The 12937-nt window shown below is 64.6% G+C and carries 13 protein-coding genes and 1 pseudogene; 5 read left to right on the forward strand and 9 right to left on the reverse strand.

Annotation, left to right across the window (positions count from 1 at the left end; translation table 11 throughout):
• Positions 1-24: 24 nt before the first annotated feature.
• The 5 genes from E3T29_RS14445 to E3T29_RS14465 are packed head-to-tail and all read right to left on the reverse strand — an operon-like array spanning position 25 to position 3940.
• Positions 25-420, reverse strand: a complete 396-nt coding sequence (locus tag E3T29_RS14445; RefSeq protein ID WP_134346312.1) for a hypothetical protein — start codon at positions 418-420, stop codon at positions 25-27.
• Positions 417-971 carry a TQO small subunit DoxD gene (locus E3T29_RS14450; RefSeq protein ID WP_134346313.1) on the reverse strand — a complete coding sequence of 185 codons (555 nt, stop codon included), beginning with the start codon at positions 969-971 and terminating at the stop codon, positions 417-419. The genes E3T29_RS14445 and E3T29_RS14450 overlap by 4 nt, the downstream gene beginning before the upstream one ends.
• An 11-nt stretch (positions 972-982) precedes the next feature.
• Positions 983-1972 (reverse strand): radical SAM protein, encoded by a 990-nt coding sequence (locus tag E3T29_RS14455; protein ID WP_198412713.1) that lies wholly within the window; start codon positions 1970-1972, stop codon positions 983-985.
• 2 nt (positions 1973-1974) lie between these two features.
• Positions 1975-2799: a phosphate/phosphite/phosphonate ABC transporter substrate-binding protein gene (locus tag E3T29_RS14460; protein WP_134346314.1), complete on the reverse strand. Its 825-nt coding sequence runs from the start codon at positions 2797-2799 to the stop codon at positions 1975-1977.
• Positions 2800-2806: 7 nt separating this feature from the next.
• The gene (locus E3T29_RS14465; protein ID WP_198417770.1) at positions 2807-3940 is read right to left on the reverse strand and encodes an acyl-CoA dehydrogenase family protein; all 1134 of its coding nucleotides are present in this window, start codon (positions 3938-3940) and stop codon (positions 2807-2809) included.
• Positions 3941-4156: 216 nt separating this feature from the next.
• Here E3T29_RS14465 and E3T29_RS20335 point away from each other — a divergent pair.
• A pseudogene (locus E3T29_RS20335) lies at positions 4157-4838 on the forward strand (transposase); the annotation flags it as partial.
• Positions 4839-4909: 71 nt separating this feature from the next.
• Here E3T29_RS20335 and E3T29_RS14475 read toward each other — a convergent pair.
• A complete protein-coding gene (locus E3T29_RS14475) occupies positions 4910-5584 on the reverse strand; it encodes an SDR family oxidoreductase (RefSeq protein ID WP_092340705.1) in 675 nt (224 codons plus the stop codon).
• A gap of 53 nt (positions 5585-5637) precedes the next feature.
• The gene (gene ychF / locus E3T29_RS14480; RefSeq protein WP_134346315.1) at positions 5638-6711 is read right to left on the reverse strand and encodes a redox-regulated ATPase YchF; all 1074 of its coding nucleotides are present in this window, start codon (positions 6709-6711) and stop codon (positions 5638-5640) included.
• A 63-nt stretch (positions 6712-6774) separates the two neighbouring features.
• Here ychF and E3T29_RS14485 point away from each other — a divergent pair, with 63 nt between their 5' ends.
• Both E3T29_RS14485 and rmuC read left to right on the forward strand, forming a co-directional pair.
• Positions 6775-7389 (forward strand): exonuclease domain-containing protein, encoded by a 615-nt coding sequence (locus E3T29_RS14485; protein ID WP_134346316.1) that lies wholly within the window; start codon positions 6775-6777, stop codon positions 7387-7389.
• An 89-nt stretch (positions 7390-7478) separates the two neighbouring features.
• Positions 7479-8906 carry a DNA recombination protein RmuC gene (gene rmuC / locus E3T29_RS14490; protein ID WP_134346317.1) on the forward strand — a complete coding sequence of 476 codons (1428 nt, stop codon included), beginning with the start codon at positions 7479-7481 and terminating at the stop codon, positions 8904-8906.
• Positions 8907-9026: 120 nt separating this feature from the next.
• Here rmuC and glpX read toward each other — a convergent pair whose 3' ends face one another.
• Positions 9027-9959, reverse strand: coding sequence for a class II fructose-bisphosphatase (glpX, locus tag E3T29_RS14495; RefSeq protein WP_092340794.1), 933 nt, complete (start codon positions 9957-9959; stop codon positions 9027-9029).
• A 209-nt stretch (positions 9960-10168) separates the two neighbouring features.
• Between glpX and fbaA the strand changes: the two genes are divergently transcribed.
• Both fbaA and E3T29_RS14505 read left to right on the forward strand, forming a co-directional pair.
• Entirely contained in the window at positions 10169-11194 is a 1026-nt protein-coding gene (gene fbaA / locus E3T29_RS14500; protein ID WP_092340701.1) for a class II fructose-bisphosphate aldolase, read from the forward strand.
• 4 nt (positions 11195-11198) lie between these two features.
• Positions 11199-11774: a DUF6264 family protein gene (locus tag E3T29_RS14505; RefSeq protein ID WP_134346318.1), complete on the forward strand. Its 576-nt coding sequence runs from the start codon at positions 11199-11201 to the stop codon at positions 11772-11774.
• Between the two features lie 62 nt (positions 11775-11836).
• On the opposite strand, the gene E3T29_RS14510 is transcribed toward E3T29_RS14505, so the two are convergent.
• Positions 11837-12877, reverse strand: a complete 1041-nt coding sequence (locus tag E3T29_RS14510) for a 4-hydroxy-3-methylbut-2-enyl diphosphate reductase (protein WP_134346418.1) — start codon at positions 12875-12877, stop codon at positions 11837-11839.
• Positions 12878-12937: the final 60 nt, after the last annotated feature.

Here is a 12937-nt window from a genome sequence, read left to right on the forward strand (position 1 = left end):
AGACGGTCGTGTCGCCGACGCGCCTTATACGGTCGATGGCATCGGCCGCGAGGTAATCCAGATCGCGACCAAGGCGGCGCCGAACCCGACCATCAGCGCGGCGGCGTTCACTGAACCGGCAATGATACCGATCGTTTGCGCGTAGGTCACCAGCCGCACCAGACCCGCGACGATCAGAATCGCGCCGGCCACGAGAAGCAGCACGGGCATGCGCAGCGCGCAGCCCAGTGCGGCTAGAGCGGCCAAACCGACCAGCAGTAACCCTTGTATGAGGTTCACCGAAACAAAATGCAACGGTGTGTAGTCCACGAGGGAGAACAATGCGCTGAGCGCGGTGAACCCGGCGACGAGCAGACCGCGGGTACGCCAGCTCAAGGCGCGGGGAACGCGTACCGGTGCGGTGCCGTTGGGAGCGTTCACGAGACCGCCATCGCCAGCCGGGCCACCGGGCCCGAGCGGAGGGACCAGCGGGGGCGAAGCAGTCCATCGACTCCCGTGACACGCCCGGCGGCGGTGGCGAGGATCACGAATTGGGCTGCAAACATCAGGTAATAGCTCCAGTGCCACTCCATCGGTGTGTTCAGCACCGAGAGCGTGATTGCGATCGTCTGCAGAATTCCAACGATCGCCCAGAAGCGAGTCAGGAGCCCGACCAGCAGGAACGCACCGAGGCAGAATTCTGCGAGGAGTACCGCCCAGCCGAACAGAGCGAAGTTCGGCAAGATGACGTTCTGCACCAGCCAGGTAAAGGGCGCCAGAACCGGGTTCTCCACGGCGTAACTCGTGTACTGATATAGCCCGTTGCCCGCTTCTTGACCGAAGTCGGGCGGTCTTTTCCAGTTCACGTTCTGCAGCCACATCAGCCCCACAGCGATCCGCACGGCCGCGAGCACCACGCGAGTTGGCCGGCCGGCAGCGATGGCGTTGACGTCCAGTGCCTTGGCGTTCACTGGCGTTCCGATACCCGTCATGGTGTTCCTATTCAGGCGCAGGCGAAGAGAGTTGACGCGGCCGTCATCGACGACCACTGCTCGGCGAAGAGGTCACTGACCCGGTCGAGAGAAGGAGCGAGCGGCAGAATCTGCCGGCTGACGAGGGCATCCTCATCGAGTGCAGCGACCGGATGCCAGTAGATGCCGTCGGCCGTCACAGTCACCTCGGGAATTAGCGACTCCCGCGAGAATGCGAACCCTTCATCGGCGACCCCTTGGAGGGCGATCGGACGGATCACCTGATCGGCCCGCGGAATCCCGAGCCCATCGAACAGCGCGTGCAGCTCATCCAATGCCGGGTCATCGTGCGCCGAGATGGTCGCGGCGACCCGCACGGTGAAGCCCTCGTCGAGTGCCACCCGAATGCCGGCTAGCGCCCGCTTCCAGCTCCCAACGCCGCGGTGCGAGTCGTGTACCTCCGCGGTCGGCGAGTCCACGCTGATCTGCAGAGCGAAGCCAGCGCGCGGCATCGCCTGCAGCTTGCGCAGTCCCTGACCACGAAACAGCATCCCGTTGGTTAACAGCGTGGTCGGCAGCCGGTCGACGCAGGACCGCACGATCGCATCGATATCGGGCAGCAGGAATGGCTCACCGCCGGTGAGGTAGAGCTCGCGCACGCCCCACGCTGCGGCTTCGGCAACGAGGGCTTCAATCGTCTCGATTCCCAGCAGCCGCGGATCGGCTCTCGGTGAAGACGCCACACAGCAGTAATCGCAGGCCAGGTTGCAATGAAAATTGGTATAGAGCCACAGCCGGGCTCCGGGCATCCGATCGGCGGGGATCATCGTCGCCGGGTTGCGCGGTCGTCCGCGACCGACGGTGACGTAACCGGCATCCTGCTCGACCATCATTGTGCTGACCACCGTGTTGCCGGTCTTCGCGCACCACCGGCGCACCAAGTCCAGTTCGCTCGCCGACGCCACCGGGAACTCGGCGGTGTCCCCCTCGGCCAACTGTTCGACGGTGCGCATGAGCGCCATGACTACCATCGGGAATCGACGCCCTGCTCAGCAATCGCCTCGAAGAGGCCGGCGTAGCCGTCAAGGTGTGGCTCGACCCACTGGGTGAGCCCTTCCAGTTCAAGGATGCGCCGGTGCGCGGGCACCTCCCAGTCCATGGCGAGCAACTTTGCCACCCACGGAGCACTCACCGCCTCGGGAAGCGTGTCCAGGGCGGTGAACATGCAGTGCGAGTAGGTCTCGGTCTGCCAGACCTGTTCCAGCATCCCGGGCATCAGCTCACCGCGGCCAATGTTCTCCCAGACCGTGATGCCGATAGCGGCGACGTCGGCGTCCCCGGCAAGAACCGCGTCGATCGCGTCCAGCTCGCTTCGCCCGGTGTCACCATGCTTGCCGATGTCACTATCGAAGCGTTTCAGCTGCATGTGGTCCACATTCACGCCGGCCGCGCGAAGGTAGTGCAGGGGCAAGATCGCGGCGTGCGCGGAGTCCGCCGAGCCGAGTGCCAGCCGCCGGGCGCCGATGTCGCCGGGACCCGACCATCCGCTGCCCGCCGCCGCCACGAACACCGTCGAGAACGCGGTGTCGGTGTCGCGCATCGCGAGCGCCCGCACGTGCCCATCGGTTTGCAGCACGGTGCGAGCATAAGCCAGGTTGGTATTCCACGCGATGTCAATCATTCCGGCCCGCAAAGCGTCGACCAGACGGCCGTAGTTGGAGAACAGCACGAAATCCATGGCCGTGTCGGGCTCGTCAAAGTAATCACGGATGCCCTCCCAGATGGGAACGACATTGGGCGTATACGCGACGGCTCCGACGAGCAGGGGCGCTCCGATTAGTTGTGACATCCGGCGCTCAGAACAGGGGAAGGCCGGTGAGGGCCTTCCCGTAGAAGTCGTAGAGCACGTCGGCCGTGGGGGCCATGACCGAGCCGGCCCGCGCATCCCGAAAGGCTCGCTCGATGGGAAGATGTTTCGAGAATGCCGCACCGCCGCAGACCCGCATCGCCGATTCGGTAATCGTCAGCGCGGCGTCGTTCGTCGAGGCTTTCACCCCGAGCACGAACAATCCGGTGTCGTCAGCGGGACTCGCTACCCGTGCCGCCGCCAGAGCCAGGTAGGCACCCTGGGCCGCAAGCGCAATGCTCATCTTCGCCACCTGAGCGCGAATGGTCGGTAACGCCGACAGCGCCTGATCCAGATGCTCGAACCGGGTCCCAGTCACATGGGTCGTCGCCGCATCCACCGCGGTCCGCGAGAGCCCGAGCGACACTGCCGAGTTGCCCAGGTTGAACCACGGCAGCACGGTGGCCATCATGGTGCCGAACCCGCTCCCCGCCTCGCCGATGCGATAGCCGGATGGAATCTTCACCGACACCGACATCGGGCTCGACGCGTTGCCACGCAGCCCAAGCCCTCGCCAGGGGCCGGCGATCTCCAGACCGGGGGTGGCTGAGGGGATCGCGTACAGGTCGACGGTCTCTGGGTCGACAGCGCTCTTCGACGACATGACGTAGACGTCTGCGTGACCGGCCGAGGTTACCCAGCTCTTGTAGGCGGAAAAGCGCAGATCGTCGCCGTCGGTGACGGATTCCGACACGGGGGCCCAGAAGTGCGACCGCGATCCTTTTTCACTGAAGGCGAGCGTGCCGAGCACCTCGCCCGACGCCATTCGCGATAGGAGGTCCGGCATCGCGGTCGGAGGGGCGGATGCCACTGTCACCGCCGCCGCGACGTGCATCAGGTAGATCATCGCGGTCGAGCCGCAGGCCGCAGCGATGGAGCCGACCACCTGGATAAACTCGGTCGGACCGGCGCCCATGCCCCCGGCGTCCTCGCTGATCACCAGCCCGAGCAGCCCACTCCGGCGCAGCGCCTCGACCGCAGCGATCGGATACGTACCGTCTGTATCGACCTGTTCGGCGTGAGCGGCGGCCACTGCCGTCACCTCCGCAACGGTCTCGTCGAGAGTCGTCTGTGTCATGGTCATCCGGTCTCCTAGCATCGTCGCTGAAGTTTCTCGCCGCCACTACCGCGGTGCCGACCAGGTAAGTATTGCGTATCGAGATGCCAAATCAAAGAGAATGATTTTTGGCTCTCCTGAAGTATCCGTGGGTTCGTTGGGAGCGCCTTAACGGCCGCACGCGGCTCTCCTCCTAGGTTTCTAACTGTCAAAGGTAAGAAACTCGGGAACGGAAAAAGCGGCATGCGAGCACGGAGAATATGGCGAACTCTCCTCGGTGTCGAGAACACGTTCGTCGAGGACGTCGATCTTGATCTGGAGGGCAGGATTTTGATCGCGTTGGTGCGTCCGATGGCGTCGAAACGGAACCGATGCGGGTCCTGTCAGAAGCGCAGCCCACGCTGCGACCTCGGTGACGGGCGGCGTCGCTGGCGGGGGTTGGACGTGTGCTCAATTCAAGTTCACCTTGAAGCTGACGCGCCGCGTGTGTCCTGCCGCGTCCACGATGTGACCGTCGCCGGCGTGCGGTGGGCCCGGCACCAGAGCGGTCAGACCCTATTTTTTGACGACCAAGTCCCATGGCTGGCCACACAAACGTCCAAGACCGCCCTCCCTGTGCTGATGCGCATCGCGGATCGGAATTGACAAGATCAGTTAAAAGCGCGGCCACAGGTATTTGACCTGCGTCGTCGACCACGATTCCGGCCGTCTTGTGTGGGCAGCACCGGGCCAGGACAAAGCCACCCTCGCGACATGTATCGACGCGTTAGGACCGGAGCGGTCGGCCCAGATCACGCATGTTTCTGCCGATGGTGCGGCCTGGATCGCCAGTGTTGTCGCGGACAAAGCCCCCAACGCCATCCGCTGCGCCGACCCGTTCCACGTCGTGAAATGGGCCACCGAAACCCGCGATGACGTCCGCCGAACCGATCAACGTCAGAGAATTGACTTTGCTCTCGTCCTACAGTCCGATTGAGAATAGAGACAGCTACTGCCCTACTCCCGACCGTCCTCAAGCGGGATGAGCATGGTGCGGAACGGACCGGCAACGGCGTGGAGGTCCCAGATGCGATCGGCGACCCCATCGATGCCGTTGGCAAGCTGAAGCTGTGGGATGCCGCCGGGAATCACAAGTTGGTTGACACGGATGCCCTCACCCGCGAGGGCATCGTGGAGCATCTCGCCGTAGGCGCTCTCGGCCGGGAAGGCGACCGATGTGCCGGCGAAGTCGGCGCGGGCCTTCACGGAGGTTCCACCGTTGATCATGATGATGCTTCCGCTACCTGCCTGACGCATCGCCGGGAGCACTGCACGCACCGCGTGGATGAGCCCGAGGGCCGAGAACTGCAGGGCCTCTAACGCCAGCTCGGGAGTCATCTCAAGCACCGGCTTCAGGTAGTCGCGCGACGGGAGCGGGCTATATTGCAGCGCGGTGATGGGCCCGAGTTCTGCCGCCGCGTTCGCAAGGGCAGCTTCGAGTGACGCCGGCGTGCGGACATCCGCAGCGTAAGCACTCGCGGTGAAGCCGGCAGTGGTGAGCTCGGCTGCCATGGCGTCTAGTTTCGACGGGTTCCTGGCGATCAGGGCAATTGAGAAGCCTTCGCGCCCGAACCTTCGCGCAACTGCTGCGCCGAGTCCCGGTCCGGCTCCGATGATGGCGATGACAGGCACGATGGTCTCCTTCGATTGATGTTGCTGTGATAACGATCGCGAAAAGGTCGAGCTTAGACGTTGAAGCGGAACTCCACCACGTCGCCGTCCTGCATGACGTATTCCTTGCCCTCGATACGGGCCTTGCCCTTGGAACGGGCCTCGGCGATCGAACCGGCGGCCATGAGGTCTTCGAAGGAGAAGATCTCGGCCTTGATAAAGCCCTTCTGGAAGTCGGTGTGAATGACTCCGGCGGCCTGCGGCGCGGTCCAGCCCTTGTGGATGGTCCAGGCACGGCATTCTTTCGGACCTGCCGTGAGGTAGGTCTGCAGGCCGAGGGTGTCGAAGCCGATGCGGGCGAGCTGGTCGAGACCGCTCTCGGCCTGGCCGGTCGAGGCGAGCATCTCAGCGGCGTCTTCGGCGTCGAGTTCGCTCAGTTCGCTCTCGAGCTTGGCGTCGAGGAACACGGCGTTCGCCGGAGCGACGAGCGCGGCGAGGGTGTCGAGCTTGGCCGGGTCCTGCAGCACGGCCTCGTCCACGTTGAAGACATAGATGAAGGGCTTAGCGGTGAGCAGGCCGAGTTCACGGATCGGCTCGATGTCCAGTGTGGCGGAGGACAGCGGCTGGCCGCCGTCGAGGATGGCCTGCGCCTTGAGTGCGGTCTCCAGAACGAGCGGCGGCAGCTTCCGCCCCTTGACCTCTTTCTCGAAGCGCAGCACGGCCTTCTCGAGGGTCTGCAGGTCGGCGAGGATCAGCTCGGTATTGATGGTTTCCATGTCGCCGGCCGGGTTGACCTTGCCGTCGACGTGCACCACGTCGGGGTCGGCGAATCCGCGAATGACCTGGGCGATGGCATCCGCTTCGCGAATGTTGGCGAGGAACTTGTTGCCGAGCCCCTCCCCCTCGCTCGCGCCACGCACGATGCCGGCGATATCGACGAACGACACCGGCGCTGGCAGCAGGGTCTTGCTGCCGTAGATGGTCGCCAAGTCGGCCAGGCGCGAATCGGGAAGGTTCACGATTCCAACGTTTGGCTCGATCGTGGCGAACGGGTAGTTCGCTGCGAGCACGTTGTTCTTGGTCAGGGCGTTGAACAGGGTTGACTTGCCCACATTGGGGAGTCCGACGATTGCAATTGTAAGAGCCACGAGAGACTATTCTACCGGCCACGTCTGCGCGGGCTCTGTCGGTGGCCCGTGAGACCATGAGGAGTGCTGAATTTCACCGCGATCGATTTCGAAACCGCCAACTCCTCGGGCGCCTCGGCGTGCTCAGTGGGGATGGTGAAAGTGCGTGACGGCGTGGTCGTCGATTCGGCCTACTGGCTCATTGCACCGCCGCCCGGCCACGACGAGTTCTCCGAGTGGAACTCGCGCATCCACTGCATCACCGCAGCGGATGTCGTGGATGCCGCCAGCTGGGCCGAACAGCTTCCGCAGCTGGTCGCCTTCGTCGGCGACGACTATCTCGTCGCCCACAACGCCGGTTTCGACCTCGGCGTGGTCAAGACAGCATCGCTCGTGACCGGCCAGCCAGTGCCCGATTTTCGATATGTCTGCAGCCTGCAGGTTTCTCGCCGTACCTATCACCTGGAGTCGTACCGTCTGCCGGTCGCGGCCATGGCGGCCGGGTTCGAGGACTTCTCGCACCACAACGCGCTGGCCGACGCCGAGGCGTGTGCGGCCATCATGATCCATGCGGCAGGGCGTCACGAGGTCGACACGATCGAGCAGCTGGCCCACGTGACCCGGGTCAAGATCGGCGTGATCGGGCCAGCGGCCACCAAGGAGCACGCGTCGACGCACGGGCCGATGGCGCTCAACTAGCGGCGCTCAGCCGGCTGGATTGGCTCGGGCATGTGGACCGGTCCGAGTGTCATTCCAGCGATGTCAGTGGTCGCTGGCAGACTTAAAGCATGGATCCACTGCTGAGTTTGATCATCGGTCTCGTCGTCGGTGCCGCGCTGGGCGCCCTGTTGACCGTGGTGGTGCTGCAACGCAACCGCGCGCGCCCCACCGCTACCGGGGGTGACGACCCGGCCGTGCTCGAAGCCCGTCATCAGGTAGCCCTCGCCGAGGTACGAGCGAGCGAGGCCACGGTTCGCGCTGCCCTGCAGAGTGAGCTGTCGGCCGCTCTCGCCACCGTCGACGGTCTCTCGGCGCAGATCGACCACGACCGGGCCACGTCACGTGAGGCCGTCGAGCGCCAGCGGTCAGATCAGCAGTTGCAGTCCGAGCGGGAGAAGCGCGAGCACCTCGTACTCGAGGCCCTCAGCCCCGTTCGTGAGACGCTGCGCACCATGCAGGAGAAAGTCACCGAGCTCGAGACGCAGCGCAGTGAACAGTACGGTTCGCTCTCGCAGCAGCTCAAGCAGGCGCAAATTTCGGATCAGCAATTACGGGTGACCACCGAGTCACTCGCGACTGCCCTGCGTTCCAACAGCACCCGTGGTGTCTGGGGCGAGACCCAGCTGCGGCGCGTCGTCGAAGCTGCCGGTCTGGCCCAGTACGTCGACTTCAACACGCAGACCAATATCACGACGGATGCCGGCCTTGGCCGTCCCGACATGGTCGTACGGCTGCCCGGCAATAAGTCGATCGCGATCGATGCCAAGGTTCCGCTGGAGCACTACATCGAAGCCAGCACTATTCCCTACACGGCCACAGGCGAAGAGGGCGCCCGCCGCAAGCTGCTGATCGACAAGCACGTGAAGGCCGTGCGTGCGCACATTGACGCGCTCGCCAAGAAGACCTACTGGGAAGGCTTCGATGCCAGCCCGGAGTTCGTGATCGCCTTCATTCCGAGCGAATCCCTGCTGTCCGCGGCGCTCGAGGCCGACCCGTCAATTCTCGACTACTCGTTCAGCAAGCGAGTTGCCTTGGCCTCACCGGTGAACCTGTGGGCGGTGCTGAAAACGGTGGCCTTCACCTGGCAGCAGCAGGCCGTCACCGATGAGGCGCAGAAACTCTTCGACCTCGGCAATGCCCTGTACCAGCGGCTCGGTGCGCTCAGCGGCCATGCCGAGTCGCTGCGCAAGGCGCTCGAGCGCACGGTGGACAGCTACAACAAATTCGCCAACTCACTCGAATCCCGGGTGCTCGTAACCGCTCGGCAGTTTCCGGGGATCGACCAGACCAAGATTGGGCTGCTCACTGAACCGGCAATCATTCACGATTCGCCGCGCAAGCTGACCGCGCCCGAGTTGGAGGCGCCGGCATCTGTTTCCGACGAGCTGGACCTGCCCGTTCAACTGGACGGCGCTGAATTGAATGAGGCCAGACACAGCGTGATCGACCGGCGTCTCGCTGATGCCGACGAATCGGATTCCGAGGTACACGTGTAAGTCGGTGACAGAGAGTGTGAACGAAGAACTGCACGCCCCAAGTCTGAACAAACAGACCCGAGGCGTGCAGTTTGCGTTACGAGCCCGTCTTGCAGGCGAGCTCCGAGCCGGTCGAAGCGACTACAGCCACTTCTCGGCAAGGTGCTCGGCGATGACGCGACGGGCCGTGCCCGAACGCGAGCGCAGCACGATGCTTTCGGTACGGATCATCGGGCCCTTGCGACGCACGCCGTCGACGAGTCCGCCGTCGGTCACACCGGTCGCCACGAAGAACGTGTTGTCCCCGCTGACCATGTCGTCGATTTCGAGCAGCTTGTCGATGTCGAGGCCGGCCGCGACTCCGCGAGCACGCTCAGCGTCGTCCTTCGGAGCCAGGCGTCCCTGCATGTAGCCGCCGAGCGCCTTGAGCGCGCAGGCTGTGGTGATGCCCTCCGGGCTTCCGCCGATGCCGACGCACATGTCAATTCGGGTCTCGTAGCGCGCAGCGTTGATACCGCCAGCCACGTCGCCGTCGAGCATGAGGCGGGTTCCGGCGCCGGCGCTGCGAATCGCGTCGATCAGGCCGGCGTGGCGGGGGCGGTCGAGTACGGCAACCGTCAGCTCTCCGACTGGTTTCTTCACTGCCTTGGCAAGCTCACGCAGGTTGTCGGCGATCGACTGGTCGAGGCTGACGACGCCGCGACCGGCTGCACCGGTGACGATCTTGTCCATGTAGAAGATCGACGAGGCGTCCAGCATGGTGCCGCGGTCCGACACGGCGATGACGGAGACGGCGTTCTGGCGGCCTGCTGCGGTGAGGCTCGTTCCGTCGATGGGGTCCACGGCGATGTCGCAGGCGGGGCCGCGGCCGTTGCCGACGTGCTCACCGTTGAAAAGCATGGGGGCTTCGTCTTTTTCGCCCTCACCGATGACGATAAGTCCGTCGAAGTTGACGGTGCCGAGGAAGGCGCGCATGGCGTCGACGGCGGCCTTGTCGGCGGCGTTCTTGTCGCCGCGGCCAATGAAGGGCACGGCACGGATAGCGGCGGCCTCGGTGGCGCGCACGAGCTCCATCGCGAGGTTACGGTCGGGGTGTTGAAACAGAGTGGCGGTCTCGGTGCTGTTCAAAAGGTCCTCCCGGACGTAAGTTCGACTTCGAATACGACGGATGCGCGGCGGGTCGCGCGGATTGTCCGCCCGAGTCACCTTATCGCGCACGGACCACGCCGAGGCGGGCGTGGCTAGACTCGGGTCACACCCCCGCACACTTTCGAGGAGAAGCAATGCCCATCGCAACCCCCGACCAGTACGCCGCCATGCTCGACAAAGCGAAGACAGGCGGGTTCGCCTACCCGGCGTTCAACGTGTCCTCGTCGCAGAGCATCAACGCCGTCCTCCAGGGCCTCACCGAAGCCGGATCCGACGGCATCATCCAGGTCACCACCGGCGGCGCCGACTACTTCGCCGGCCACACCGTGAAGAACCGGGCCTCCGGCGCGCTCGCCTTCGCCCGTTTCGCGCACTCGGTCGCCGACAACTACCCGATCACCGTGGCACTTCACACCGACCACTGCCCCGAGGGCGCGCTCGGTGACTTCGTCATTCCGCTCATCGAAGCCTCGGAGTCTGCGGTAGCCGATGGCGGCAACCCCATTTTTCAGTCGCACATGTGGGACGGGTCGGCCATCGCGCTGGACAAGAACCTGGATATCGCCACTGACATCCTCAAACGCACCCGCGCGATCAACGCCATTCTCGAGGTCGAGATCGGCGCCGTCGGCGGCGAAGAGGACGGCGTGCAGGCCGACGTCAATGAGAACCTGTACACGACGCTCGACGATGCGATCAAGATGGTCGAGGCCCTCGGCCTCGGCGAGCAGGGCCGCTACATGGCCGCCCTCACCTTCGGCAACGTGCACGGCGTGTACAAGCCCGGCAACGTGAAGCTGCGCCCGGAACTCCTCAAGCAGATTCAGACCGGCCTGTCCGCCAAGTTCGGACTCGCAGCGCTGCCTCTCGACCTGGTATTCCATGGCGGCTCAGGCTCGACCGATGCCGAAATCGCCGAAGCCGTCGCCAACGGCGTCGTCAAGATGAACATCGACACCGACACCCAGTACGCCTTCACCCGCTCGATCGCCGACTACATGCTCAAGAACTACGACAGCGTGATCAAGGTCGACGGCGAAGTCGGCAACAAGAAGGTTTACGACCCGCGCGCCTGGGGCAAGGTGGCCGAGTCGGCCATGGCCGCTCGCGTGGTTGATTCCACCCGCCAGCTCGGCTCCGCCGGGCACTCAAACAGTTAGAGCAATGACAGACAACCCGGACTCCGTTCCACCACCCGCGAAAGACCCACGCCCGCGCCCCCAGTACGGCGAACTCGCCCCTGAAGGCTGGACCTGGCAGCCGCCGCAGGACACAAACCGGGTTGACCCCGCTCCCTCCCCCACTGCCGGGGCGGGAGCGGGAACACCGTCGCCAAACAATCAGCAGGCTCCCGCGGCGGTGGCCGGACCGCGAACCGTTCCCGGCTGGGACCGCCCGTGGACCATCGGCCTACTCGCCTTCGGACTCCTGGCAAATGTCTACGGCGTATTCTCGTTAGGCGGTTTCCCGGTGGCCATGCAAATGTTCTACACGCAGGAGGGCCTGGGAACGTACGATCCCGCTGCATCCATCGGTGCGATTACGACGTCCGGCGCAATCGTGCTGATATTCGTCTGGCTCGCCGCGGCAGCGATATCCGTGCGGCTGCTGCTGCGTCATCGACGGGCTTTCTACGTGCCGATTGTCGGTGGAGCCGTGTCCCTCGTCGTGCTGTTCGCGTTCACCGTGGCTGCACTATCCATCGACACGACCTTAATAGAGTTTCTCAGCCGCCAGTAACGCAGTGCGCAACCCCGAGGGACGGAAACGATCGCGCTCCCGCCCTTCGGTTGCTCGGCCGTCTACTCGGCGGCGTCGGCGCGACCGCCGAAGGCACGGGCATCCGTTTCGCCCGAAAGGTCCTTGCGCAGTTCCTTGGGCAGCGAGAAGATCAGGTCTTCTTCGGCCGTCTTGACCGGCACAACGTCGGCATAGCCGGCATCGGCAAGAGCGGCGAGCAATTCGTCGACCAGTTCTTCGGGAACGGATGCCCCGCTCGTCACGCCCACGGTGGCCGCGTTGTCGAGCCACTCCTGCTTGACCTCGCTCGCGAAGTCAACGCGGTAGGCAGCTTTCGCGCCGTATTCCAGAGCTACTTCGACCAGGCGCACGGAGTTCGACGAGTTGGCGGAGCCGACCACGATCACGAGGTCGGAGTCGCGCGCGACCTTCTTGATGGCGACCTGGCGGTTCTGGGTGGCGTAGCAGATGTCGTCGCTGGGCGGATCCTGCAGGTTGGGAAAGCGCGCCCGCAGTCGGCGCACGGTCTCCATGGTCTCGTCGACGCTGAGCGTGGTCTGGGACAGCCAGACCACCTTGTCGGGGTCGCGCACGACAACGGTGTCGGCTTCCTCGGGGCTGCCGACGAGCGTGGTGTGCTCTGGGGCTTCACCGGCGGTGCCCTCGACCTCTTCGTGGCCTTCGTGGCCGATCAGCAAAATCTGAAAGTCGTCGCGGGCAAAGCGCACGGCTTCGCGGTGTACCTTGGTCACGAGCGGGCAGGTGGCGTCGATGGCTTGCAGTCCGCGCTCGGCGGCCGCGTTGACGACGGCCGGCGAGACCCCGTGGGCGCTGAACACGATGTGCGCACCATGCGGCACTTCGTCGACCTCGTCGACGAAGATGGCACCCAGATTTTCCAGCTCGGAAACCACATGAATGTTGTGCACGATCTGCTTGCGCACGTACACGGGGGCGCCGTAGTGCTCGAGCGCCTTCTCCACGGCTATGACCGCGCGGTCGACTCCGGCGCAGTAACCCCTCGGGGCAGCGAGCAGCACCCGCTTATGTCCGACCACCGGGGTATCCTTAAGCCTGTTGCGAGCGCTGGGAAGGCGCGGCATGCCCAGGCCAATAGAAGTCGGCTTGCTAGTAGTGTGCGCGCTGGTGTTCACCGCCTCAGT

It is taken from the genome of Cryobacterium sp. TMT1-66-1, assembly GCF_004403435.1.
In the GTDB taxonomy this organism is placed as follows: Bacteria; Actinomycetota; Actinomycetes; order Actinomycetales; family Microbacteriaceae; genus Cryobacterium; species Cryobacterium flavum.